Here is a 23,746-nt window from a genome sequence, read left to right as displayed (position 1 = left end):
TTGAATAAGCCGAAATGCCGTAAAGGTGGGATAATCAATTTTCGCAGAATTAACTACCCCAGCTTTATGACCTGTGATACCAAAGCGGTATTGCTTTCAATTAATTAATCATTTAATCCTAAAAATCATTCTTTTAAGATGAACAATTACAAATCAGACGTAGTACGTCAAGGCAATTCCCTGCTATCAGGCAGCAAATTTAGTAAAAAAATAATCCTTTTTGGAGTAATGACGAGCATAGCCGTTAGTTCGGTATTAACCTCTTGTAAAAAAGAAGGCAGCGAAACTGCTTCTCCGGAGTTAAAATTGAACTCTGAAAAAGCACTTGCACCTACAGCAGGAGGATCAGCACTGAATTTAACTAATGCAACCGGAACGGTTGAACTTAGTTCAACGGGTAATATTTATACGATTAAGAACTATTTTGTGTCTCAGGGTATTTATGATGGTGTAGGTAACCATATCCCTAATGGAACTTATTATTTTGACCTTAGTGACAATGATAATAAAAAGGGGGCAACAAAAGATACTCCTCCATCAAATAACGTATGGGATATATCTTTCTCAAGTACAGGTAATGCCTATATTAATAGAAATACGAACAGCTTGCAAGGTTCAGAAGTTAAATATGTAGATGAAGCTTTCTCGACTGTTAAAGGTTATGCTGCATCTGTATGGAACGATGGTACTAAGGCAAAAACAATAGCTGCATTTCCATTTGGCTATAACCGCATGGTAACATCATATGATTATTCTGCAACAGGAGCTACAACCGGATGGTTTAATTATTATTTCACCAATCATGAAGTTTTGGCTACCACAAACCGTACTATTCTCGTGTTGGATGCAACGGGCGATGTTTATGCTTTACATATGATCAATGTATACAAAAATGGAGCTCCTTATGAACCTGGAGATAACACAGCAAATCCTCCTGCTGATTATTCATGGTTGAAATTTGAGTATAAGAAACTTGGGGCTTTATAAACACCATTTCTATTTTATTTACATGCTGCTGGCAATATTTGCCGGCAGCCTTGTTGCGTGTAAGAAATCCGCTTTATCTGATGATGAAAAAAACGAAACACCAAGAGATGGCACACGCGAACAACTGATATTGGATTCAATTTATCTTTATACCAAACACACTTATTTGTGGAATGATGTACTGCCTAAGTACGATGTTTTCAATCCACGCAAATACATCACTGCAAATTCAGAACTACTGAATTTTAAGAAAGAACTTTATGATATTAGTCAGTACAAAATAAACCCTCTTACGCTTCATCCTTACGAAAAAACAGCTTTGTCGGGGTTGTCTAAGTATAGTTATTTAGCGGATGAAAGTAATGGTATCGGACTTAAGGCTGCATTAAATTACAGTGAGTCAACCACAGTTTCAGCATTGGTGTCTGGGAGTTTTGGGTACTTGAAAATCAGTCAGTTTCCGCATTTAAGTGAACTTTCAGTTCCTCTGAATGAAGCCTTTTCTGCGTTCTCCTCTTCCGGAATTACTTCTTTGATCGTTGATTTGCGTAATAATCCTGGTGGCTACGTAGAAACAGCTCAATATCTGGCCAATCTGATCGCTGTGCCAGCTATGAATGACAAAGTGATGTATACCGAGCATTTTAATAGTGAGATGCAGGCAGGTAATGTCAGTATCTTAAAAAAACAACCTTATCTCGATGAAAATAATCAACCGGTATTTATCAATGGTCGTAGGGCAACTTATGCCGATGTAGATTTTTCAGTTGTAGGTAATACCTTTTTGTTTAAAAATGCAGGGCAACTGAACACCATAACCAACCTTTACTTTCTGGTTAATGGCGGAACTGCATCGGCAAGCGAACTCCTGATTAATGCTTTAAAACCTTACTTCAATGTTTTATTAATAGGAGAGCAGACCTATGGCAAGCCTGTAGGCTCTTTTGGAATCAAGATCGATAACTATACTTTGTATGCAGTGAGTTTTCAAATTAAGAATGCAAAAGGGGAGGGCGATTATTTCAATGGCTTATCTCCGGAAATAATAGCTACAGATGAAAAGATCGGTGACGCACCTGATTTTGCATTTGCCAGCACATTGGTGCTGATAAGTAAACCAAATGCAAAAGAGGTAATGGTGCCTGTAGTAAGTTTTTCATCCGGTAAAACGGAGTTTGTAAAACCAGAAATGATTAAGGAAAAGCTAAAATTAAGGTAATCGATATAAAAGATTAATAAATAAGATAGATATGTGTAAAACAAGAATCCTAAGTACTAAACGCCAAACTGTAATCAGCAGCTGTATTGGATGCGGAATGTATTATATATGGCACAATAACCTGCTGCTAAATTTTACCACAGAGGCCTTTAATTCGTTCAGAGATGTTGTGCAGGCTTTGCCCTTTCATAACAATAGTTTGCCTTTTCCAGATGATGAAGAAAGGGTGATTTTACATACACCTAATGATGACATGTGTTTCGCTTTTGAGTATGAAGAATTCCAACTTTTTAAAGATGCAATTGAGGAAGCACTTTATATGAATGAGGTTTATGTGTTAATGAGTAAGGCAAATTAAGAACTCTAAGTTCAAATTGTTTGGATACACCCGTCAGGATGACGGGTGTATCTTTAAGGATGGCGAGTGATGAAGCGCCTAGCCTCTTGGCCTTATTATTCTTTCAATTCCGGGATCTCTTCTTTCTCTTTTGTTTTCGTAATGTCTATTGTCACGATTTCTATTGTTATCTCTTTCTCTGTATTGTTTTCTGCCTTTATCATGATGTCTATCTTCACGGTACCTTTCAGAGTAATGTTTTTTATTACCTTTCCAATTATCATGTCTGCCATATTTAGCTCTATAAACATTGTGGTTATGGTATGGCCTAGGCGAATTGATCACATATTTTCTGCCACTATATAAGTTGTAACCTCTATATCTACTTGGTAGTGAGCGAGAATGGATCCAACGGTTTCCACTAAAGTAAACAAACTGACGAGTAGGGACATAGTAATAGCTTTCAATATCAGGCATGTAGTAATAATCTACATAATCATAGCCCCTTGGTCCCCAGTTTGGCTGTGAGCCAATATTGACACTAATATTTACCTGTGCTTTTGCCGGTGCATTAACGGCCATTATTGATGCAAATCCAAGCATCGCAAATAGAAATAGTTTTTTCATAGAAATGATTTGTTATTTGTGTGTGTTATATTAAAACCAAAGTTTATGCCATAAGTATAATTATGGCTACAAACCTGCATTAATAACGCATAAATAGTTATGTTTGTATCTCAAACGTATATTGATTTAAGTTAATTATTGCCTATAAATGAGTACGAAAACTTCAGTTTCTGCATCAGAGTTCGAATTGGTATCTGGTTTAGAAATCCACGTACAATTAAATACACAAACAAAAATATTCTCATCAGATAGTGCTTCTTTTGGTGCAAAACCTAATGAACATATCTCTGCTGTTTCGTTGGCTTTACCTGGTGCATTGCCTAAATTAAATAAGGAGGTGGTTGCTAAAGCCGTTAGAATGGGCTTAGCGTTAAATTGCACCATTAATCAGCTTAACTTTTTTGATAGAAAGAATTATTTTTATGCTGATTTGCCTAAAGGATATCAGATTACTCAGGATAACAAACCAATTTGTCAAAATGGTTATCTGAATGTAACACTGAGCAGTGGTGAAGAAAAAAGAATTGGAATTAATAGAATACACCTTGAAGAGGATGCCGGTAAAAGTATGCACGATCAAAACGATCAATACTCTTACGTTGATTTAAACAGGGCAGGGGTTCCATTAATAGAGATTGTAACAGAACCGGATATCCGCAGTTCAGAGGAAGCATCTGCTCTTTTAACTGAGATGAGGAAACTGGTACGCCATTTAAATGTTAGCGATGGTAATATGGAAGAAGGAAGTTTGCGTTGTGATGCAAATATCTCTATCCGTGAAGCTGGAACTACTGAATTTGGAACACGTTGTGAGGTGAAAAACCTGAATTCGATAAGGAACGTCCGCAGGGCCATGGATTTTGAATTTAACAGGCAAAAGGAAGTTATTACAACTGGAGGCAGAATTATACAGAGTACATTAAACTTTGATGCTGAGGAAGGTACAACATCGCCAATGCGTAGTAAGGAAGAGGCTAATGATTACCGATATTTCCCTGATCCTGATTTGCCACCTATACATATTTCTGATGAGTGGCTAGCGGAAATAAAAGCTTCGATGCCCGAATTGCCTGCTGAGATTTCTAAAAGATTGGTAAAGGATTATGGTGTTAGTGCCTCAGAAGCAACATTGCTTGCTGAAGATATTGAATTGCTAGCCTATTTCAATTCGGCATTGCCTATAGTTAAAAATAAAAAGAGCCTGGTGAACTGGCTTACAGGTTCTGTAAGAGCCCTGTTAAGTGAGCAGGATATAACCATATCGGCGTTTAAGGTTAGTCCGGAACAACTTGCGGATGTAATTAACCTGGTTGACAATAAAAAGATCACTCAGCAAATTGCTTTACAACAGTTATTGCCTTTGATCGTTAGTAATGAGGGAGCGGATGTAAATAAACTTGCAGCTGATCATAACTTGCTAATAGAGGAAAACAGTGATGAGTTGGCCGGTTTTGTAGATGAAGTGCTGTCGAAATATGATGCACAGGTACAAGCCTATAAAAAAGGAAAGAAAGGTGTTTTAGGACTTTTTGTTGGTGAGGTAATGAAACTGGCAAAAGGTAAAGCAGATCCTCAAAAAATTAATGAAGTATTACAAAATAAATTAAAATAGTAAATATTATGATGAAACGTATTGGATATATATTGGTATTGTGTGTGGCTTTTGCAGCATGTAAGGATAAAAGTAAGTTTGTAATTAATGGAGAGTTCAAAAATGCTGCTCCAAAAAGCAAAGTGTATTTATTTGGGTTGCAAAAAGACAATGCATTGCCATTAGATTCAACTGTGCTTTCTGAAAAAGGCGAGTTTAAGTTTACTCATGCTACACCAGGAGCAGATTTCTTTAGAATTTCTGCAGGAAGTAATGAATACATGATTATTGCAAAGAATGGTGATGAAATTAAAATCACTGCTGATCTGGCCGACAAATCATTAGCATATAATACATCAGGTGCTGCTGAAGCTGATAAATTACAAGAATTAAATACAGTTAAGCATCAATATATGACTAAAATTGCTGCTATACAATCTCAATTTGATCAAGCAGTATCTGCTCAACCAGATAATAGAGAAGTTATTATGGAGCAGATGAGGCCTCAATATACTGCTGAAATTGATGGATTGAATAAAGCGGTATTGAAATTTGCTCAGGATAACACGGCGTCTTTAGCTGGTTTTTATGCAATGAACCTGTTAAATCCGGCAGAGTATGAGAAAGAAATGGTGGCTTACTCTGAAAAAATTAAAGGTAACTTTAATGACAATGCTGCGGTAACTGAATTTTTAAAAAGAATGTCGAGCTTAAAAGCAGTTCAGGTTGGTCAGCCGGCACCAGAATTTACTATAACAGGTATTGATGGAAAGCCAATTAAATTGGCTGACTTTAAAGGAAAGTATGTATTGCTTGATTTTTGGGCTTCATGGTGTATGCCATGCAGAAAAGAGAATCCAAATGTAGTTAAAGCTTATAATACTTATAAAGATAAAAACTTTACCATATTGGGTATTTCGTTAGATAAAGATCCTGCGGCATGGAAAAAAGCTATTGCTGATGATAAATTAACATGGAGTCATGCTAGTGAATTAAGTGATTTTGAAGGTTCAACGGTTAGACTGTATCAAATAGAGGCTATTCCAAGCTCATTTATTATAGATCCAAAAGGAACAATTATTGCAAAAAACCTTCGTGGAGAGGAGCTTGAGACGTTTTTAAATAAAACTTTACGCTAACCCTAAATTCATGTTAATATACATGGTGGTATTAACAATTTGTTAACATGAGTTTAACGGTATATTATAATTGATTACCTAATTTCGTAACAAATAATTAAAGCTATGAGCACCGTAAAACAGAAGATACTTATTGTTGATGACGAACCAGATATTTTAGAGTTAATAGAGTACAACTTAAAAAAAGAAGGATATCAGGTTTTCTTAGCCAATAATGGTCAGGAAGGCATTACGATTGCAAAGAAGGTACACCCCGATTTAATTATCCTGGATATCATGATGCCAAAGATGGATGGTATTGAGGCATGTAGGTTAATGAGGGCTATCCCTGAGTTTAAAAATACCTTTATGGTGTTTTTAACAGCGCGTAGTGAGGAGTATTCGGAAATAGCCGGGTTTAATGTTGGTGCAGATGATTATATCGCTAAACCTATTAAACCTCGTGCATTGGTAAGTCGTATAAACGCAATATTAAGAAGAAATTCAAGTGGTGATGAGGTTTCTGATAACAAGGTTGAAATCGGTGATCTGGTAATTGACAGAGAAGCTTATCTTGTTTATCAGGCTGGTAAAAAGGTAGTTTTGGCTAAAAAAGAATTTGAATTATTATATCTATTAGCCTCTAAACCAGGTAAAGTATATACCAGAGAATCTATCTTAAAGAACATTTGGGAAGACTCTGTCGTGGTTACTAATCGTACAATTGATGTACACATTCGAAAGTTACGTGAGAAATTAGGCGAAACTTATGTTGCAACTGTAAAAGGAGTGGGGTATAAATTCGAACTTTCTTAGTACTTTTGCATTCTGGAAGATCATTGAGCTTTTTGCTACACTGTAGTTAATGAGCTCAATGGTATCTTTACAGGCTGGAATGCACTAGTTACTTCTGAAAAAAACACTGAATTGAAATATCCTTCATTTAAAGACATTATCCTCTTCGAAAACGATGATTATATCGTTGTAAATAAACCACCTTTTGTTGCCTCTTTAGATGAGCGCGGCGGTTCTGGTGAAGTAAATATCTTACGTCTTGCTAAGCAATATAGTCCTGATGCCCAGGTTTGTCACCGTTTAGACAAGGAAACCTCAGGTGCAATCATCATTGCAAAAACTCCTGAAGCTTATCGTTCTGTAGCAATGCAATTCGAAAAGCGTAAAGTTAATAAGGTATATCATGCTGTTGTTGATGGGCAGTTTATGTTCAAAGACTTGTTTATCGATCTTCCTATTTTAAATGATGGGAACAAGAGTGTAACCATAGATCGTAAAGAAGGAAAACGCGCTGAAACGTATTTTAATTCTATCAAAAACTATCGTCACTATACTTTAGTAGAGTGTAAGCCAATAACTGGTCGTATGCACCAGATCCGTATTCACCTGGCAACGCAACGTGCAGCTATTGTTGGAGATCATATGTATAAAGGTAAGCCTGTATACTTATCGACAATGAAAAAGGGATATCGTATAGCTAAAGACGATGAGGAGCAACCCATCATGAAGCGTTTTGCTTTGCATGCCCGTCACTTGGTGTTTAAAGGACTTGATGATAAGGATATCGTAATTGATGCACCATATCCTAAGGATTTTGCTACGCTGATCAAACTACTGGATAAATTTGACGCATAAAAGTTAAGTTATGTATGTACGGCTGGTAAATTATGTAGATTCAATTAACCAATACCGGAAAACTAAAATTTCTAACCGTAATTTTCTGGTTATTGCTGCATTGATTGTTGGCGTTCTTGCGGGTCTTGCTGCTGCACTTTTAAAAACGTTAACCCATCATATAGAGGATTTTTTACAAACCGGTTTTCACTGGCAGTACAAATATTACCTATACTTCTTTTTCCCTTTTATAGGGATACTTCTTTCGGTAATGTATGTCAGGAGGTTTATAAGGAAGGGGAAGTTTGAAACGGGTTTAACTCCTTTGCTTTATACAATCTCTAAAAAATCCAGTAAGGTTGAGCCTCATAATATCTATTCGCAGATTATTACAGCGGCTTTAACGGTAGGTTTTGGTGGTTCTACGGGTTTGGAGGCTCCAATTGTGACCAGTGGTTCGGGTATTGGTTCTGTAGTAGGTAGGTTTTTAGGGTTGTCTTACCGCGAAACCACTATGTTGCTGGCATGCGGTGCAGCAGCCGGAATATCTGCTGCTTTTAACAGTCCTATTGCAGGTATTGTATTTGCCATAGAGATATTGCTTCCCGAGTTTACCATTCCTGCTTTTATTCCTTTATTGCTTGCTTCGGCAACAGCTGCTGTAGTAGCAAGGTTCTTCTTTAATGAGCAACTTTTCTATTTGGTAACTGAAGGCTGGAGGATGAATGCATTGGGGTACTATGTATTGTTAGCGGTACTTATTGGCCTTTTCTCTATCTATTTTACTAAGGCAAATTCATTCATTAAATCATTCTTTTATAAGATTAATCATCCGTATAAACGTGTAGTTGTTGGCGGCTTGATGTTGGGTTTAATGGTGTTTTTATTTCCGACATTATACGGGGAGGGATATATTACTATTAAGAATTTGATTGGCGGGAATTATACTTCAGTGATGACTAACAGTATATTCTCTGAGTATAGCAGTTTGCCATGGCTGGTTATACTTTTTACGGTAATCACCATTTTTGCTAAATCTTGCGCCACCCTAATTACTTTAGGAGCAGGTGGAAATGGGGGTATTTTTGCTCCTAGTTTGGTGATAGGCGGGTTAATAGGTTTTGTAGTGGCACATTCTGCAAACACTTTGGGTATTGCTCATTTGAATGTTGCCAATTTCATAGTAGCAGGTATGGCAGCATCATTAAGTGCTATTATGCATGCGCCACTTACCGGGATATTTTTGATTGCCGAGATTACAGGTGGTTACGTTTTAATGGTTCCATTGATGATTACTTCTGCGATCTCTTATTTGATTAATCGCAGTGCAAATAAATACTCAATCTATACTAAACCATTGGCAGAGAAAGGGGAGTTGATGTCGCATGAAGATAAGGATACGACTGTTCTTAACATGATGAAACTTAGATATCTTGTTGAACGTGATTATCTGGAGTTAAATGAAGATGATTTGGTTTCTGCAAGAATGCCCGAGATTTTGCATTCTAAGAGAAATCTATTTCCTGTGGTAAGCACTGACAGGAGTTTTAAAGGACTGGTTTTTGTTGAAGATGTTTTGAAAAGGAAGATTACAGAAGAAGATAATCCTTCTGTAAATGACTTGATGCAATCCGCACCTGATACGGTAAAGGTTTCTGATCCTCTAAAGAAGGTGTTGGAGAAAATGGAAAAGGAAAATGCCTGGTTGTTGCCTGTATTGGATGAAAGCGGAGCGTACTTAGGCTTTGTATCTAAAACTGCAATTTTTAATAAGTACAGGGCTTTGCTAAGTAGGCAAGCGGATTATATGGAATAAAAAAAAGCTCCTGATTTTGTCAGGAGCTTTTTTTTATTCTGCGGATCTTTTTAATCCGAATTTCTCAATCTTACTATACAAGTGACTGCGTTGGATATCTATGTCATCTGCAGTTTTAGAAACATTCCAGTTGTTCTTTTCTAATTTAAACTTGATGAATTCCTTTTCAGCATAGTCTTTATAATCCTGAAAGTTGGTGAATTTATCGTAAGCTATGGCCGGAGAAGCGGTACTTTGAGCAGACCCATTTGGCGTACTGCCTGCTGCACCTATATTTGTTCCTCCACCTGGATTAGCAAATGCAGTTACATCATAATCTGTAATGGTCTTATCACTTAGAATGATCAAACGTTCAATCATATTGTGTAATTCCCTAACATTACCTGTCCATGGTAGCGCTTGTAATGCAGACATGGCACTCTCGCTGATCTTTTTAACCGGCATGCCATATTCTTTACAAATTTCTTCAAGGAAATTCTGCGCAATTTCAGGGATATCATCAACGCGCTCACTTAAATGAGGAACGTGAATGTTTATTACATTTAAACGGTGGTATAAGTCCAAACGGAAATTACCATCTTCTATTTCTTTTAGGAGGTTTTTGTTTGTTGCAGCAAGTACACGAACGTTAACTTCAAGCTCTTTTTCGCCACCTACACGAGTAATTTTGTGCTCTTGTAGTGCGCGTAAAACTTTTGCCTGAGCAGAAAGACTCATGTCACCAATTTCATCTAAAAATAGTGTACCACCATTGGCCAGTTCAAACTTACCAATACGTTGTTTTACAGCTGAAGTAAATGAACCTTTTTCGTGACCGAACAATTCACTTTCAATAAGTTCAGATGGGATTGCGGCACAGTTAACTTCAATAAGCGGACTATCAGCACGATTAGATTTTTCGTGTAACCAACGTGCAACGAGTTCTTTTCCACTTCCGTTTGCTCCGGTAATTAATACCCTTGCTTCAGTAGGGGCAACGCGTTCAATAGTTTCCTTTATCTTATTGATATTTTCGGAGCTACCTAAAATGTCTCTTGTTTTACTAACCTTTCTCTTTAATACTTTGGTTTCAGTAACTAAAGTACCCCTGTCTAGCGCATTTCTAACTGTAATTAGTAGCCTGTTTAAATCAGGTGGTTTTGATATAAAATCAAACGCTCCTTTTTTGCTCGCTTCTATTGCAGTTTCAACGGTGCCATGTCCCGAAATCATAATGAAAGGAAGATCTGGGCTGTAAGCCAGTGCTTGTTCTAGCACCTCCATACCATCCATTTTGTTCATTTTGATATCGCACAGAACAAGGTCGTATTTCTTCTTTTTTATGAGTTCTAACCCATCTACACCATTGTCAATATCGTCAACTTCATAGTTTTCGTATTCTAAGATTTCACGTAAAGTACTTCTTATCGCTCTCTCATCATCAATTATCAACAATTTTGCCATATAGTATGCTAAATCTTCTTATTATTCAGTGCTAATATATTATTTTTCAGCTTAAAAAGTATTTTTTTAAAGTTACGAAACTGATACATGTCCAATAAAAAAATAAAATGCAAGCCTGTAAGCCGGGTTCTGTAACATGATTACTCATGACTTCTATCATTAATCCAGTATAAATGTTGCCATTTATCTCTAACGACCTACCCACTAACATCGGACGAGCAGCCCTACATGCGTTAGCCTATTTGGTCTTTCAACTCCCGGGGTTTACCAGTTCTCCGATCACCCGGAAAAATCGTGAGCTCTTACCTCACGTTTTCAACCTTACCTGTGCTTAAAAGCCATCGGCGGTATGCTTTCTGCGGCACTTTCCATAATTCGGGTGTTCACCCCCAAACCTCTTCCCGTTAGGAAGCGAGATGCTCTGTGTTGCCCGGACTTTCCTCTCCGATATAAAATCGCAGCGATAGAACGGCTTGCATTTGCGCCAAAGATACAATATGCAAGGCATAAATTTATTCTGTTATCACCTTATAATACTAACATCAGTTATTTTGTAACGTAAACTTTTTTGCTGTTCCCTTTAATTGATTTTACCTTGCCAAACAGTCTTTGCGCATCAAAGGAATTGAAATAAGCTATTTTTACATTTCCTATTGACTTAACTTTGTCTTCAGGATCATGTATGTCGAAAGCATTATTGTAAGCAATTTGAATATCACCTATTGATTTTAGTGTTCCGAACTTATCATGGATATTGTAATCATTGTTGTAGACAAACTTAATATTGCCGATAGATTTTATTTTCCCTAGTGGGGCTTGTAAGTCAAAGTTGTCATAGTAGTCAATTTTGACAGCTCCAATCCATTTTATTTTTCCTGATTTAGAATTGTCTAAATGATCATAATATTCTATTTTTTGGTTTGCAACTTGCTTTAAATCGCTATCGTCATCATATTCTAAATCGCTAATATAATCGGGGAGGGCTCCCTCTGCTTCATGAACGTAGGAGATATTACCATTTGCACTTAAGCCGACAGTAAAGATATTGTTTATAGTAAGTTCAACAGATCTGATTCCTTTTTCTGTATCTGAGATCCTAAAATGGGCACTGGTAATGGTTTGCGATTTGGCTATTAAACTAAAGCATAGTAATAAACCAAGCATAAGGATAGGCTTGCTTTTCATAGTAGTTTTTCATTTGAGTGTGTTTCCTAATGTAGAAAATTCTTAGGAATCATCACACAAGAAAATCTTATATTTATGGAAACGGTCTATTGGTTGCATCTTTGTACTAAATATTAATACACAACAAAATGAAAAGAATACTAATTATTTTAATGCTGTTTGGAATTTCTGCTTATGCAAATGCAGCCGATGTAATAAGACTTGTAGTTAAAGAAGATCGTGCCAGTTGTACTGGTGTAGCTCCACAAACCTGCTTTCAGGTAAAATATAAAAATAGTAAAAGTTGGGAGCTGTTTTATAGCAATATCTCCGGTTTTAATTATAAGCCTGGTTATCGTTATGTAATATTGGTTACCCGTACTAAGAGAGCAAATGTTCCTGCTGATGCATCAATCTATACTTATAAACTAAAAAAAGTATTAAAGAAACAAAAGATGTCTGTGGTAACCTCTGATTGGGGTTTTGTTGTTAAGCATAAGTGGAAACTGATCCAGATGAATGGCGTAACTCAGGAACAATCACCTGCATTTATTATCCTTGATAAGGAAAAGGGAAGAGTTAATGGCTTTGCTGGATGTAATTCTTTCTTCGGTTCGTATGAGAAAGGCGATGGTAAGCTTACATTTAAGCAAATGGGCAGTACTTTAATGGCATGTGCCGATGAAGAAAGAACTAAGTTGGAAAACGACTTTTTAAAACTGATTAGTGATAAAACTTTTAAATATGACGTTGCTGAGCAAACATTAAATTTTTACGAGAATAACCGTTTGGTTTTAATGTTTGGTATGGCTCCGTTAGATACTCCGTAATTTATTAAGGATTTATCTTAGCCATTACAAAATCGGCAACTTTATCACAACGAATAAGGTTAAATTCGAAGAGCTGGGTGGTTTTATAGTAATCGCTCAGCTCATTTCTTAGCATTTCTTTAGCGCGTGTTAGTCTGATTTTTACATTCGACTCACCCAAATCAAGAACATCCATTGTTTCCTGCGTGCTCATTTCTTCAATTTCGCGCATCACAAATACCAGTCTATATTTCTCCGGAAGATTGGAAACGGCTTTTTCAAGTATCGCCTTTAATTCTTTATTCATAAGGTTTTTTAATGGAGTGTCATTGTGAAGATCTTCTTTCTCGGACGCCATTGCCAGTTGATTACGTTTTATGCATTTCTTCTTGTGCAGCAGGCTTTCATTGATTAGTATTCTAGTAAGCCAGGTGTTAAAGCTCGACTTATTTTGGAAGTTTGCCAGTTGTGAGTACGCATTCAGATAAGTAGTCTGCATAATATCTTCTACTTCAGCATCGTCATTAATAATAGACATGCCTATCCTATAGAGGCGTAAATTATACTTACGTATCAGGTTCTCGTACAAGTGTTTTTCTCCCTGTGTTACACGTTTTATAATTTCTTCGTCGCTTAATGTAGGTGTGCTGGTATGGCTTGCTGAATTCATCGGATATCCGCTTATTTAACTGATTGCTATATTAAAGAGTATTGAGAAACAAAAGGGTTACAAAAAATGGAAGATATTATTTTGTAACCCTTTTGTTTTCGGCTGTTTCTAGTTAGAAAACAAGCCAATATAAAGATGGGAATAAATTAATTAGATGATAATTTAATAACCTCTTCTATTTGATACTGCTTTATGCCTTCTGGCATTTCCCATTGTACTACAGCTCCCTGAGTGTAGCCAAGGATTGCTACACCAATTGGAGAAAGAATAGAAAGGGTATTGTTCTTTCTTCTCGCCTTTGCCGGGGCAACAAGTTTGTAAGTAAACTCTTCTCCCGATTCCAGTTCTTTAACCTTCACATTGGTATCAACAGTTACCACATCTGCGGGTAAATCATTTCTTAAAACCTGTTTTGCATGTTTTAATTCAAGTTCTAATTTAGCCTCATTGTATTTGCTAAGCTTTCTTCTTCTTAAATGATCTTTAAGAAGATCGTAAATTCCGGTTGATAGTACTATTGGGGTATCGTTTATTTTTATTGATGCAGTATTCATAATTTTTTATGTATTGAGTAAATGACTTAATATTTGAGTTGTATGAATAGCCTCAGTCAGTATTATTTGACTGAGGCAGAGCCATCGAAGTCCTTGTTGTTATACCAATTTGTTAAAAAGAGAAATACGCCTGCAGAAACTAAAACCAGCAAGGGTTTAAGCAGTAAAATAGCCAATAGCAAAGCTACCAGTGCTGATATAAGTAGTAATATATAAATGGCTCTAAAAAAGTATTTAGCGCTAAATAATTTCATTATTTGAAAAGCAAGAAGGTGAAAGGAAAGAATTAAATGTGGAGACCCCTGACCCTAAGAAAAGGGAGGGGTTTATTTAATAAAGTCTTTGCTGCTTTTAAGATAAGAATCTCCCAAACCGTATTGTAAGGAAAGAAATCTTAAAAACATGGCAATAGCAGTTCGCAATAATGTTGCAAGCTGATTGTTCAATGTTTTATAAAATTGCTTAAAGAGATACATTGATTCAAAGATAGCCCAAATGCTTTGATATAAAAATTATACCGGGGGCGGAATTGTGATTATTACATAATTATGCCATATATAATTGTCGTTTTGAAATTATGATATCTTAATTTAATTGATTTATTGTTTCTTTGTTAGATAACACGAAATCCTTTTAGCATCAATATCCTTATGAAGAAAAATACGAAGGCTTGTGATTTGCAAAGCTGCTTAATGTGCCGGTTGGTTTTAAAGGAATGGAAATTACCAATTGAAAGTCATCGTAAAAACTTTCTTGTAAAAAAGGGAGCGGTGATTATTAAGGAAGGTGATCCTGTTAATGGTATTTATTTTGTTAATAAAGGGAAAGTTAAAGTCCATAAAACATGGGGCGATAAGGAACTGATTATTCGTTTTGCAGGTAATGGAGCAATTATTGGGCATCGTGGCTTGAGCACTAAAAGTGCAATTTTTCCAATATCTGCTACTGCACTTGAATCCACATCAGTATGTTTTATTGATCTAGATTTTTTTATGTCGACCCTCAGAGTAAATTCTGACCTTACACTTGAATTGATGATGTTTTATGCTGATGAGCTCCAGGAGTCGGAACGTAAAATGCGAAACCTTGCACATATGTCAGTTAAAGGCCGTTTGGCCTTGTCAATTATTCAGCTTAAAGATCAATTTGGTACAAATGATAAGGGGCATATTAATATAGAGTTAAGCAGGCAAGATCTTGCTGCATTTACTGGTACTACATACGAAACTGTTTTTCGGATGATGAACGAACTTATTAAAGAAGATTTGATTTCTGCAACTGGAAAAGCAATAAGCGTTAAAGACCCCATCGGTTTAAGGGCATTAACACTTATTGCCTAATAATTCAGCTTAAAATTTATATCCCAAACCTACTCCAACATTCCATTTTCCATCTTTGCTACTGGTTTTTGCCGTATAAAGCATAGGCATCTGCAAAACGATATGCTTATAAATAGCCGTTACGCCACATCCTAAAGAAGGTATGATCGTGGCGTTTTTAGGCGCATTTCCAGGAGACTTATCTTCTTTGATTTTTAAACTGGGTAGTAAGCCCACCAGTAAACTGAATGGTTTGCATGTGTATTTAAGCCCTGGGCCCGTGCAGTTTACTGCTGCTCCGTGGTCAATGTAACTTAAAACAACAGCTCCTTCAAAGAGAGTTGCCTTGACGTGATTTGTTTGCGATTTTGCTTTAAAATTTAGCATGCAAAGTGCCAGTCCGCCATAAATGGCAAGTTGTAATGGTGTCTTCATGAAATGATAATTTAATTGTTAAACCTTAACTGTTTGTTTTTGCTCGTAAATAGTTGGCGGTATTATAATTAGAAAATTTCTCCCTGTCTTTTATTTCGATAGTTTTATAGTTCGATTCTTTAATTATTCTGTGCATTGAAAAACGTGTCAGTTCAGAAGAATCAACAATTTTTAGGAGTGATTTTAGAGTGTCGGCGGGGTAAACAGCGCAAAGAGGTTCCATAAAGCCATCACATTCATATAAATAGTAATCGAAAGCAGGATTTGTATGGTAATGCTGCTTTAATTGTTGTAGTGTATCAACGTCCATATCGGTCATATCGCAGGCCAGTAGCATTAAGTCATCATCAGGAAAATATTGATGTACACTTAATAAACCCTTTAGTGGGCCTTTTACATCTACAGTATCTGTTATCAGTTTTTCAGTACTGTAAAGATGATTGTAACTTGGTAATTGGGTTTGATTAATTGATATTACAACTGGAATATCCAGCTCTGCAAGCTTTGCCTCTGCATGTTGCGCCCATGTAATGGAGCCAACAGTTAAAAGACCTTTATCTGATCCCATTCGTTTACTTTCTCCTCCGCATAAAACTACACCTATCATAATATTTCCTCAAATTCGTAAATGTGTTTGTTAATATTGCCTGTATCCTTGTGGCAATTACAATTGCCGCCCCATTCTTTGGTTCCGTCTGTAAAGAATTCACATTTCCATATAGGAGCTTCGTGCTTAATTCTATCAATAATGTAACGGTTCGCGGCATAGGCTTCGGCTCTGTGGGCCGAGGCTGTGATTACAACAACCGCTGATTCGGTGATTCTCACTTTTCCTGTTCTGTGCTGAGCGATAGCAATATTGAGGCTCCAACGCTTTCTCGCATCACTTAGAATGCTCTCGATCATTTTTGAAGCCATAGAAGTATGGGCTTCATACTCCAGATAGTCGACCATTTTGCCAACGTTGTTGTTCCTTACATCTCCACTAAATAATACTACAGCACCAGCGGAAGGGTGGTGCGATTGCTGTAACAGCGCAACAAGATCCAGATCTTTACTTGTTATATACTCCATATTAACCTCCGCTGCTTGGTGGGATAACAACCACGCTGTCATTTCCTGTTAATTGATAATGATCTGCTACAAATTCATCGTGCACTGCAAAACGACATATTTTAAGGACATTAGAAGATGCCGGATTTAGTAATGCCAGGTGTGCTCTAAGCTCTTCAACGGTTTTTAGTGGATCTTTTATTTCAAACTCTTTGTCGAAATACTCCTTTAGAATTGCAAAAACTTCGATTTTCATATGTCTATCCTCCTATATGAAGCATGCTTAATTTGCTTCCAGTAAATTTTAGTGATTGTTTTTGTGCCAGCGCTGCTTCTAATTTGAAGTCGAGACTGGCGGCATCTGTTGTTTCAATTAGCGAAACCGGGTTATTGCTGCTCAGGCAACCATAGATGTTTCCATAAGCATCTAGCCTTAAGCGATTGCAGTCGGTGCAAAAGGGCTGGCTCTCATTGGCTATTATCCCAAAATGATGACCTTCCTCTGTTTGCCAATAATTGGCTGTGGCACTGTTTGATCTGTTTACAGAGCTAAAGTTATAGTGCCTGCCGATCAGTGCAAGTAAGTCCTTTTGTGAGAAAAAGTACTCATCTGTTTTTCCATGCAGATGACCCATAGCCATGATTTCCAGAAAGCGTATCTTAATGTTTCTGCTAAAGGCATATTTTAAGAGAGGAATTACCTGATTGTCGTTCATTCCTTTCATAATCACCGTATTTAGTTTTACCTCGATACCTGCACTTATTGCAGCTTCAATTCCGCTAAGTGTTTGGTCAAGGCCATGCCTTCTGCTCATTTTAAAGAAGGTTAAATGATCTATAGCATCCAGAGATATATTAATGGAGTGTAAACCTGCAGCTTTTAATGCAGGCGCCATTCTTTGTAGTAAAAGACCGTTAGTGGTTAAATTCAGGTCGTTAATGCCAAGATCACTAGCTCCCTTTATCAGGGTTGTAAGTTCTTTATAAAGCAAGGGTTCACCTCCGGTGAAACGTATTGCAGTTAAATCCAATCTGCTATGGAGTCGTTTAATTAGATTCAGCAATTCCTGAACGGATAATGCCTTGGCTTTATGTTCAGCGTAGTTTTCTTTACTTTCTTCGTTGCCGTAAGTGCAATACGTGCAAGCCAGATTGCAAGTGTTTATCAGGCTAATCCTAAGCGTTTTGAAAGTTCTTCCTAGATGATCTCTAATTGCTGCCATTACATGAAAAATATTAGTTTACAGGACGCTATTGCAAGAACGGCGGTGAGCAGGTAGCGAACGGTGATTTGAGGAAAGCGCCAGCTACCCCAGTACGAACCCATAAAGCCACCTGCTGCTGCCATTAAAAACCATAGGGCTGAAGATGAAGTTATGTTGATTTTGGCGGAACTACCTAATAGTCCACCAAAGGAATTTAAAACAATAAATAACGCTGATGTTGCGGCTGCTTCTTTGGCATTTGCCCAGGATAATAATATTAAAACCGGACTCAGAAATATGCCTCCTCCAATGTTTAACATTCCAGAAAGAGCACCTATTACTGCTCCAATAATGAGTGCCGGCATTATGGCTACTTCCTTTTTTTCTCCTTTTACTTCTGGTGTAACGCCAAGTAATTTGATCATGGGTAGTACTAATGCCAAGCCCAGTAAAATGTTGTAAATGTTTCCGTGAATTGGAAATTTAGACCCAATAAATGCACAGGGGATAGAGGTAATTAAAAAGGTCCTGCATAGTTTCCATCTAAAATACCCCGATCTCCAAAACTGATAAAAGGCCATTCCTGCTACAATAATGTTTAAGATAAGTATCAACGGTTTATAAGTAGCAACTGGAATAGCGAATAAAGAAAGTACAGCTATGTAGCCGCTTGCCCCGCCATGACCAACTGAAGAATATAAAAAGCCTACAAGGAATAAGGATAATGCTATGCTAATGTCTAATGCCATAATTTAAACGGTTAATACTGATTCTTTAAGAATTGGAATGATATCAGATTTAGCAGCTCCGCAAATTGCACAGCTGTAATCCTCTTTTAAATCTGAGAAGTTAGTTCCGGATGGTATTCCGTTTGCTTCGTCTCCCCAGGTTTCATCGTAAATGGTTAAACAGTAACTGCACTGGTGAACAAGTGTTTGTTCGTTTTCTTTACTAACTTCTGGTTCGTAGTAATTATGCTCAGAAGCGCTTTCTGATAGTGTTTGAAGCTGATAGTAATTGTCGCAAAGCTGTACTAATGCTTCTGCTAATGATGCTTTACTAATGTTCTCTTTATAAAGCGTGAAATTTTTAGAATTGGGGTTGAAATCAGTGGTATGAAGAATGTCGAACTTGTAGTCTTCATCCAGGTTGCTGGCCTGCTTTCTAATAATTACAGAGCCAAACAAGCCGCTCTTTGGATTGGTTTTAATAGCAAAACAAAGCTTAAAAGTTCTTAGGTCTACTTTGTTAAACTCGGTTATGAGTTCGCGTTTTAAGCTAAGGCCATATTCGCAAAGGTCTTCGCTTTGCCAGTTCAGTTCGTTGGATGCGTGACGTACATTTATGCGATTTTTATCCAGTACCGTATTCCATAGTTTTTTGTCACCTGTTTCTACGCCTTTTACAATAATCGATTTCCAGGGAGTGGTATACAATTGGCCGATGCGTGTTTTTGCGCAAATAGCACAAAGGTCTTTAAGAAAGGAGACTGGAAACAACTCGTTTCTGCGATAGATCCCTAGCCAGTATTTGTCGTTGTATTTGTTGAATCCCTCGTAGTAAGGTAGTTGAAATTCAGGTAGTTTTAAAGGAGCGGAGTGGGGTTGATGAAGGATGCTCCCAGCAAGTTTTACCCTGTTCTCCAGCTCTTGTCCATCAATGCTGATTTGATCATAAAACAGGTTTTTGTTGCTTAATATTGCATCCTCAACCAATTTACTAAGTGTGCCAATGTCTTCAGAGTAAATTAAAGACGACAAGCAGTAAATGATATTTGTTCTTGGGAAACGCACGTACAAATACCAATAATTGCCAATGTCTGATGATATAAAGTTTAAATTACCGGTAAAAAAGGGAATTAAGGTTTGGCTGTTGTCTACCAGATTGATTTTTAATCTTGGAGTGTAATTAAAAGCGTCCAATACATCCCTGTAAACTCCTTCGCGTAACCAGTTAGAGTTGTTAAAAATATCTTCAGTTACATAAGAGCTAATGATGTTTGGCTGCTTGTCTGTGTCTATCTCAAACTCTGTGTCAGCTATTAGGAAACTATGCTCTATGTCTTCAAGCTTATCTTCATCAACAGAAAAATAAAGCTGTTGTCTTGTGCCAAATCTTACGTTTTCTATTTCTGATTCCTCTAGAATATTAAGGATTTGTAAAAGGTCACCAATAGATACTATACCCCCCGGTAGGTTCACTTTAATCTGATGCTTTTTAACGACCTTGTTTTCCATATCAGTTTACTTTTTCTAAGACTTCTTTCTTTAATGCTCCCTCCAGGATAAGTTTAACCTCTGGTTTGCAGGATCCGCAACCCATTCCAGCTCCTGTCGATTCACATAGCTCTTTAAAGTCAGCGCATCCTGAGGATATCTTTTTAAGGATATTTCCAGCTCCGACATTATTGCAACTACATACCAGTTTCCCAGATACAGGCTCAGTTTTTTTACCGCTTCTAAGTAGTTGCAGTCTTTTGTCGCTGAGCTCTATTTTGTTGGCTATTAATTCTCTAAACTCAAGAAACTCAGTTTTGTCACCAATTAAGATGGTTCCAACTAGCCTGTCCTGATGGATGATACATTTTTTATAGTAGCGTTTTGCTTTGTCGATGAAAACGATCTCCTCGTAGTTCTTGTCGTCCGGACATTCGGAAAGCCCGATGCTGCAAAGGTCAAATCCATGAATTTTTATAATGTTCATGAACAGGCTGCCTTTGTAATAACTACTGATGTCGCCATTCTGAAACTTAGCAACCACTTCTGCTTGTTGTTCAGCAGCGGCAGTTATTCCGTATAATGTGCCTTCAAATTCTGCAATTTCGCCAATTGCGTAAATGGAAGGGTCGTTTGTTTGTAAGCGCTCATTAACCAATACACCACGTTTACATTCTAATCCCGATTCTCTTGCCAGTTCAATGTTTGGGGTAGTACCAATGGCCAGTATAATTGCATCGCAATTTATCCTGCGGCCACTTTTTAGCTCTATACCAGTTAGTTTAGATCGGCCATAGTAAAGCTGCACTTCATCATTGTAGTAAATGTCGCAGCCCTGATCTACCATTTCCTCATGTAGCAACTGGCTTCCGAGTGGATCTAGCTGTCTGTTTAAAAATCTGGATACCCTATGGATAACCGTAATTTTTACGCCTATTTCGCGTAATGATGCGGCCATTTCCAATCCAAGCAGTCCGCCACCAACAACTACTACATGTGCGTTTTTGGGGATGTGCTTTTTGAAATTGTCAGCATCAGTTCGGCTGCGCATGGTAAATATACCCGGTAAGGATGGTGCGTTTTTAGGTAGGGTAGAGCGACTTCCGGTGGCCATTATCAGTAAGTCGTATGAAGTTTTTTTACCAGTTGAATCTATTACATACTTCTGTTCCCGGTTTACTTTTTCTACGCTTACACCCCTTAGCAGTTTAATGTTATATTCAGGCTCTTCCTCGTCCTTCATTTTTACCAGTTGTTCCCACTTTTGCTCTCCGCTTATGTAATCAGGGAGCATTACGCGGTTATAAAACGGGAAGTTCTCTTTGCTAAAAATGGTGATCTGATCTTCCTTATTGATTTCCCTGTAAGATTTAACAAAGCCATATGCACCTGCGCCGGCACCTATAATTACAATCCTTTGGAAGTCCTTTTTGAACTTCTCAACGCTTACAGCGCAGTACTTAAAATCAGGTTCTTTAGATAGCGGATCTACGATGGTACTTGTAATGTTGTTTGCTCTATTTAAATCACTGCCCAGTATTTTGCCCCAATGCATAGGTAGAAACACTACGCCTTGCTTTATAGCAGCAGATATTTTTGCTTTAACCTGAACTTCTCCTCGTCTCGATCGCACAACTATAACCTGATTGTCCTCAATGGATAAGAAATCTGCATCTGCAGGATTAATTTCCATAAAGGCATCTTTAATGTGCTGCTTAAGCTTGCTCACTTTGCCTGTTTTAGACATGGTGTGCCAGTGGTCACGAACTCTGCCGGTAGTTAGGATAAAAGGGAAATCCTCATCGGGAAGTTCGCTGTTTAACTGATCTGAAGGGCTATGTATAATAGCTCTCTTTGAGCTTGTATGGAATAAGTGATTGGTAAACAGACGTTTTGTGCCACTTTCTGATCTTTTGTTGAAAGGCCATTGTACGGTATTGCTCTTGTCAATTTGTTTGTAATCAAGTCCGTGTATATTGATGCTGGTTCTGTAAGTGAGTTTTGCATGTTCCTTATAAATGTCCTCCATGCTATTGTACTCAAACCCCTTGTAGCCCATCTTTTTTGCAAAGCGACAAATGATCTCGGCATCAGGAAGCGCTTCGCCCGGTGCATCAATGATTTTGTTCAGGTGACTTATTCTTCTTTCAGAATTGGTCATGGTACCTTCTTTTTCAGTCCATCCAGCAGCGGGTAAAATCACATCCGCGTAAGCAAGGGTTTCTGCCTTGTCTGTGATTTCTTGTATCACTACAAATTTTGCTTTCTTTAAAGCTTCTTCAGCAAATCGGGCATTGGGTAAACTTGTTAATGGATTTGTACATAATATCCAGATTGCTTTAAGTCGACCATCATGTAGGGCCTCAAACATTTCGGTAGCTGTAAGTCCTGTTTTCCCTGAAATGGTTGTTCCTCCCCAGAATTTTTGTACTTCCAAACGATGTTGCTCATTTGATAAATCACGGTGTGCAGGAAGAAGATTTGCTAGTCCACCCACTTCACGCCCGCCCATTGCATTGGGTTGCCCGGTAAGAGAGAAGGGGCCTGAACCTGGCTTTCCAATATGACCAGTAATGAGGTTTAGGTTAATTAGACTCAGGTTTTTGTTTACACCAATAGAACTTTGATTAAGCCCCATTGTCCACATGCTTAAAAACCCTTTGGCCTCACCAATGTATGTAGCTGCAAGTTCTATTTCTGATACCGTAATTCCGCAGATTTGGGCTGATTCTTTTAAGGTTCTTTCGAATACCTTTTGCTGATAAGCATCAAAACCTTCGGTATGGTTAGCTATAAATTCACTGTCTATATTTTCGGCTTCAATAAGTGCGCGGCCAATAGCATGGTTTAGGGTTACATCAGTTCCCGGGTTAATTTGTAAGTGAAGATCAGCAAGTGAGCAGGAGTCGGTAACTCTTGGGTCTGTAACGATAATTTTTATGTCTGGGTTCGCGGCTTTATGTGCTTCAACTCTACGCCAAAGTATTGGATGGCACCACGCGGGATTAGCGCCGGTAATAAAAAAGCAATCGGCAAGCTCAATGTCGTCATAGCATATCGGAACACTATCTTCGCCCAAGGCCATTTTATAAGCAGTAACCGCACTACTCATGCACAGGCGAGAGTTGGTGTCGATATTGTTACTGCCTATAAAACCTTTTATTAGTTTATTGATTACATAGTACTCTTCAGTAAGGCATTGGCCGGAGGCATAAAAAGCTACGGAATCAGGACCGTACTTATCAATAAAAGTCTTGAAAACGGCAGCTGTTCGATTTAAGGCATCGTCCCAGCTAACTCTTTGCAGTGGCATATTTTTATTATACCTCATTTGAGGGTAAAGCAGACGATCGCTTTTGTCGTTTACGGTGTACTGGAGGTTAAGACCTTTGCTACAAAGCATGCCATGGTTTACAGGATGATCTTTATCACCTTGTATTGTAATGGTCTTGTTTTTTTCTAAAGTAACGTTTACGCCACAGCCAACGCCACAGTAGCAGCAGGTACTTTTAAAAATTTTGTTCTTATCTCCAGACATATATGTTCCCTCTTTG

General features: G+C 37.7%; 24 protein-coding genes and 1 other RNA gene. 11 read left to right on the top strand and 14 right to left on the bottom strand.

What is annotated here, in order from left to right; all coding sequences use genetic code 11:
* Nucleotides 1-138: 138 nt before the first annotated feature.
* The 3 genes from J1905_RS12240 to J1905_RS12230 are packed head-to-tail and all read left to right on the top strand — an operon-like array spanning nt 139 to nt 2,564.
* Nucleotides 139-987: a hypothetical protein gene (locus tag J1905_RS12240; protein WP_214227529.1), complete on the top strand. Its 849-nt coding sequence runs from the start codon at nt 139-141 to the stop codon at nt 985-987.
* 22 nt (nt 988-1,009) lie between these two features.
* Entirely contained in the window at nt 1,010-2,206 is a 1,197-nt protein-coding gene (locus J1905_RS12235) for a S41 family peptidase (protein ID WP_214227528.1), read from the top strand.
* 31 nt (nt 2,207-2,237) lie between these two features.
* Nucleotides 2,238-2,564: a DUF6686 family protein gene (locus J1905_RS12230; protein ID WP_250318086.1), complete on the top strand. Its 327-nt coding sequence runs from the start codon at nt 2,238-2,240 to the stop codon at nt 2,562-2,564.
* A 78-nt stretch (nt 2,565-2,642) separates the two neighbouring features.
* Here the strand turns inward: J1905_RS12230 and J1905_RS12225 are convergent, their stop codons facing one another.
* Nucleotides 2,643-3,170 carry a hypothetical protein gene (locus J1905_RS12225; RefSeq protein WP_214227527.1) on the bottom strand — a complete coding sequence of 176 codons (528 nt, stop codon included), beginning with the start codon at nt 3,168-3,170 and terminating at the stop codon, nt 2,643-2,645.
* A 148-nt stretch (nt 3,171-3,318) separates the two neighbouring features.
* On the opposite strand from J1905_RS12225, the gene gatB reads away from it, so the two are divergent.
* From gatB to J1905_RS12200, 5 genes are all read left to right on the top strand, one after another.
* The gene (gatB, locus tag J1905_RS12220; protein WP_214227526.1) at nt 3,319-4,782 is read left to right on the top strand and encodes an Asp-tRNA(Asn)/Glu-tRNA(Gln) amidotransferase subunit GatB; all 1,464 of its coding nucleotides are present in this window, start codon (nt 3,319-3,321) and stop codon (nt 4,780-4,782) included.
* An 8-nt stretch (nt 4,783-4,790) separates the two neighbouring features.
* Nucleotides 4,791-5,900: a TlpA disulfide reductase family protein gene (locus J1905_RS12215; protein WP_214227525.1), complete on the top strand. Its 1,110-nt coding sequence runs from the start codon at nt 4,791-4,793 to the stop codon at nt 5,898-5,900.
* A gap of 105 nt (nt 5,901-6,005) precedes the next feature.
* Nucleotides 6,006-6,695, top strand: a complete 690-nt coding sequence (locus tag J1905_RS12210) for a response regulator transcription factor (RefSeq protein ID WP_108205784.1) — start codon at nt 6,006-6,008, stop codon at nt 6,693-6,695.
* 111 nt (nt 6,696-6,806) lie between these two features.
* Nucleotides 6,807-7,529, top strand: coding sequence for an RluA family pseudouridine synthase (locus J1905_RS12205; RefSeq protein WP_214227524.1), 723 nt, complete (start codon nt 6,807-6,809; stop codon nt 7,527-7,529).
* A 10-nt stretch (nt 7,530-7,539) separates the two neighbouring features.
* Nucleotides 7,540-9,324 (top strand): chloride channel protein, encoded by a 1,785-nt coding sequence (locus J1905_RS12200; RefSeq protein ID WP_214227523.1) that lies wholly within the window; start codon nt 7,540-7,542, stop codon nt 9,322-9,324.
* Nucleotides 9,325-9,357: 33 nt separating this feature from the next.
* Here J1905_RS12200 and J1905_RS12195 read toward each other — a convergent pair whose 3' ends face one another.
* The 3 genes from J1905_RS12195 to J1905_RS12185 form a co-directional block, all read right to left on the bottom strand.
* Complete coding sequence (locus J1905_RS12195) at nt 9,358-10,767, bottom strand: sigma-54-dependent transcriptional regulator (RefSeq protein WP_214227522.1); 1,410 nt, start codon at nt 10,765-10,767, stop codon at nt 9,358-9,360.
* A 102-nt stretch (nt 10,768-10,869) separates the two neighbouring features.
* An RNA gene (gene rnpB, locus J1905_RS12190) (RNase P RNA component class A) lies at nt 10,870-11,247 on the bottom strand.
* A 66-nt stretch (nt 11,248-11,313) separates the two neighbouring features.
* Nucleotides 11,314-11,952 (bottom strand): hypothetical protein, encoded by a 639-nt coding sequence (locus J1905_RS12185; protein ID WP_214227521.1) that lies wholly within the window; start codon nt 11,950-11,952, stop codon nt 11,314-11,316.
* Nucleotides 11,953-12,080: 128 nt separating this feature from the next.
* On the opposite strand from J1905_RS12185, the gene J1905_RS12180 reads away from it, so the two are divergent.
* Nucleotides 12,081-12,761, top strand: a complete 681-nt coding sequence (locus tag J1905_RS12180; protein ID WP_214227520.1) for a DUF4377 domain-containing protein — start codon at nt 12,081-12,083, stop codon at nt 12,759-12,761.
* A gap of 4 nt (nt 12,762-12,765) precedes the next feature.
* On the opposite strand, the gene J1905_RS12175 is transcribed toward J1905_RS12180, so the two are convergent.
* Together J1905_RS12175 and J1905_RS12170 are read right to left on the bottom strand one after the other, a co-directional pair.
* Nucleotides 12,766-13,410 carry an RNA polymerase sigma factor gene (locus J1905_RS12175; RefSeq protein WP_214227519.1) on the bottom strand — a complete coding sequence of 215 codons (645 nt, stop codon included), beginning with the start codon at nt 13,408-13,410 and terminating at the stop codon, nt 12,766-12,768.
* Between the two features lie 146 nt (nt 13,411-13,556).
* Complete coding sequence (locus J1905_RS12170) at nt 13,557-13,964, bottom strand: GreA/GreB family elongation factor (protein WP_214227518.1); 408 nt, start codon at nt 13,962-13,964, stop codon at nt 13,557-13,559.
* A 42-nt stretch (nt 13,965-14,006) separates the two neighbouring features.
* Between J1905_RS12170 and J1905_RS12165 the strand changes: the two genes are divergently transcribed.
* The gene (locus J1905_RS12165) at nt 14,007-14,180 is read left to right on the top strand and encodes a hypothetical protein (RefSeq protein ID WP_214227517.1); all 174 of its coding nucleotides are present in this window, start codon (nt 14,007-14,009) and stop codon (nt 14,178-14,180) included.
* 434 nt (nt 14,181-14,614) lie between these two features.
* Nucleotides 14,615-15,304, top strand: coding sequence for a Crp/Fnr family transcriptional regulator (locus tag J1905_RS12160; RefSeq protein WP_214227516.1), 690 nt, complete (start codon nt 14,615-14,617; stop codon nt 15,302-15,304).
* A 9-nt stretch (nt 15,305-15,313) separates the two neighbouring features.
* Here J1905_RS12160 and J1905_RS12155 read toward each other — a convergent pair whose 3' ends face one another.
* The 8 genes from J1905_RS12155 to J1905_RS12120 are packed head-to-tail and all read right to left on the bottom strand — an operon-like array spanning nt 15,314 to nt 23,730.
* Entirely contained in the window at nt 15,314-15,718 is a 405-nt protein-coding gene (locus tag J1905_RS12155; RefSeq protein ID WP_250318085.1) for a hypothetical protein, read from the bottom strand.
* A gap of 25 nt (nt 15,719-15,743) precedes the next feature.
* Complete coding sequence (mobA, locus tag J1905_RS12150) at nt 15,744-16,325, bottom strand: molybdenum cofactor guanylyltransferase (RefSeq protein ID WP_214227515.1); 582 nt, start codon at nt 16,323-16,325, stop codon at nt 15,744-15,746.
* Complete coding sequence (locus J1905_RS12145) at nt 16,322-16,792, bottom strand: molybdenum cofactor biosynthesis protein MoaE (protein ID WP_214227514.1); 471 nt, start codon at nt 16,790-16,792, stop codon at nt 16,322-16,324. The genes mobA and J1905_RS12145 overlap by 4 nt, the downstream gene beginning before the upstream one ends.
* Nucleotide 16,793: 1 nt before the next feature.
* Nucleotides 16,794-17,027: a MoaD/ThiS family protein gene (locus J1905_RS12140; protein ID WP_214227513.1), complete on the bottom strand. Its 234-nt coding sequence runs from the start codon at nt 17,025-17,027 to the stop codon at nt 16,794-16,796.
* A gap of 4 nt (nt 17,028-17,031) precedes the next feature.
* Nucleotides 17,032-17,994 carry a GTP 3',8-cyclase MoaA gene (locus J1905_RS12135; RefSeq protein ID WP_214227512.1) on the bottom strand — a complete coding sequence of 321 codons (963 nt, stop codon included), beginning with the start codon at nt 17,992-17,994 and terminating at the stop codon, nt 17,032-17,034.
* Nucleotides 17,994-18,725 carry a sulfite exporter TauE/SafE family protein gene (locus J1905_RS12130; protein ID WP_214227511.1) on the bottom strand — a complete coding sequence of 244 codons (732 nt, stop codon included), beginning with the start codon at nt 18,723-18,725 and terminating at the stop codon, nt 17,994-17,996. The genes J1905_RS12135 and J1905_RS12130 overlap by 1 nt, the downstream gene beginning before the upstream one ends.
* A gap of 3 nt (nt 18,726-18,728) precedes the next feature.
* On the bottom strand, nt 18,729-20,213 hold the full coding sequence (locus J1905_RS12125) for a rubredoxin domain-containing protein (protein WP_214227510.1): 1,485 nt from the start codon (nt 20,211-20,213) through the stop codon (nt 18,729-18,731).
* A 1-nt stretch (nt 20,214) separates the two neighbouring features.
* On the bottom strand, nt 20,215-23,730 hold the full coding sequence (locus J1905_RS12120) for a nitrate reductase (RefSeq protein WP_214227509.1): 3,516 nt from the start codon (nt 23,728-23,730) through the stop codon (nt 20,215-20,217).
* Between the last annotated feature and the right edge of the window lie 16 nt (nt 23,731-23,746).

It is taken from the genome of Pedobacter sp. B4-66 (assembly GCF_018492665.1).
In the GTDB taxonomy this organism is placed as follows: Bacteria; Bacteroidota; Bacteroidia; order Sphingobacteriales; family Sphingobacteriaceae; genus Pedobacter.
Note: the sequence above shows the minus strand (reverse complement) of the source record. Positions and strands in the feature narration are given on the sequence as shown.

Coding starts and splice junctions, on each gene's coding strand:
- J1905_RS12240 (WP_214227529.1), top strand. CDS start 139: ATGAACAATTACAAATCAGACGTAGTACGTCAAGGCAATTCCCTGCTA.
- J1905_RS12235 (WP_214227528.1), top strand. CDS start 1,010: ATGCTGCTGGCAATATTTGCCGGCAGCCTTGTTGCGTGTAAGAAATCC.
- J1905_RS12230 (WP_250318086.1), top strand. CDS start 2,238: ATGTGTAAAACAAGAATCCTAAGTACTAAACGCCAAACTGTAATCAGC.
- J1905_RS12225 (WP_214227527.1), bottom strand. CDS start 3,170: ATGAAAAAACTATTTCTATTTGCGATGCTTGGATTTGCATCAATAATG.
- gatB (WP_214227526.1), top strand. CDS start 3,319: ATGAGTACGAAAACTTCAGTTTCTGCATCAGAGTTCGAATTGGTATCT.
- J1905_RS12215 (WP_214227525.1), top strand. CDS start 4,791: ATGATGAAACGTATTGGATATATATTGGTATTGTGTGTGGCTTTTGCA.
- J1905_RS12210 (WP_108205784.1), top strand. CDS start 6,006: ATGAGCACCGTAAAACAGAAGATACTTATTGTTGATGACGAACCAGAT.
- J1905_RS12200 (WP_214227523.1), top strand. CDS start 7,540: ATGTATGTACGGCTGGTAAATTATGTAGATTCAATTAACCAATACCGG.
- J1905_RS12195 (WP_214227522.1), bottom strand. CDS start 10,767: ATGGCAAAATTGTTGATAATTGATGATGAGAGAGCGATAAGAAGTACT.
- J1905_RS12185 (WP_214227521.1), bottom strand. CDS start 11,952: ATGAAAAGCAAGCCTATCCTTATGCTTGGTTTATTACTATGCTTTAGT.
- J1905_RS12180 (WP_214227520.1), top strand. CDS start 12,081: ATGAAAAGAATACTAATTATTTTAATGCTGTTTGGAATTTCTGCTTAT.
- J1905_RS12175 (WP_214227519.1), bottom strand. CDS start 13,410: ATGAATTCAGCAAGCCATACCAGCACACCTACATTAAGCGACGAAGAA.
- J1905_RS12170 (WP_214227518.1), bottom strand. CDS start 13,964: ATGAATACTGCATCAATAAAAATAAACGATACCCCAATAGTACTATCA.
- J1905_RS12165 (WP_214227517.1), top strand. CDS start 14,007: ATGAATAGCCTCAGTCAGTATTATTTGACTGAGGCAGAGCCATCGAAG.
- J1905_RS12160 (WP_214227516.1), top strand. CDS start 14,615: ATGAAGAAAAATACGAAGGCTTGTGATTTGCAAAGCTGCTTAATGTGC.
- J1905_RS12155 (WP_250318085.1), bottom strand. CDS start 15,718: ATGAAGACACCATTACAACTTGCCATTTATGGCGGACTGGCACTTTGC.
- mobA (WP_214227515.1), bottom strand. CDS start 16,325: ATGATAGGTGTAGTTTTATGCGGAGGAGAAAGTAAACGAATGGGATCA.
- J1905_RS12145 (WP_214227514.1), bottom strand. CDS start 16,792: ATGGAGTATATAACAAGTAAAGATCTGGATCTTGTTGCGCTGTTACAG.
- J1905_RS12140 (WP_214227513.1), bottom strand. CDS start 17,027: ATGAAAATCGAAGTTTTTGCAATTCTAAAGGAGTATTTCGACAAAGAG.
- J1905_RS12135 (WP_214227512.1), bottom strand. CDS start 17,994: ATGGCAGCAATTAGAGATCATCTAGGAAGAACTTTCAAAACGCTTAGG.
- J1905_RS12130 (WP_214227511.1), bottom strand. CDS start 18,725: ATGGCATTAGACATTAGCATAGCATTATCCTTATTCCTTGTAGGCTTT.
- J1905_RS12125 (WP_214227510.1), bottom strand. CDS start 20,213: ATGGAAAACAAGGTCGTTAAAAAGCATCAGATTAAAGTGAACCTACCG.
- J1905_RS12120 (WP_214227509.1), bottom strand. CDS start 23,730: ATGTCTGGAGATAAGAACAAAATTTTTAAAAGTACCTGCTGCTACTGT.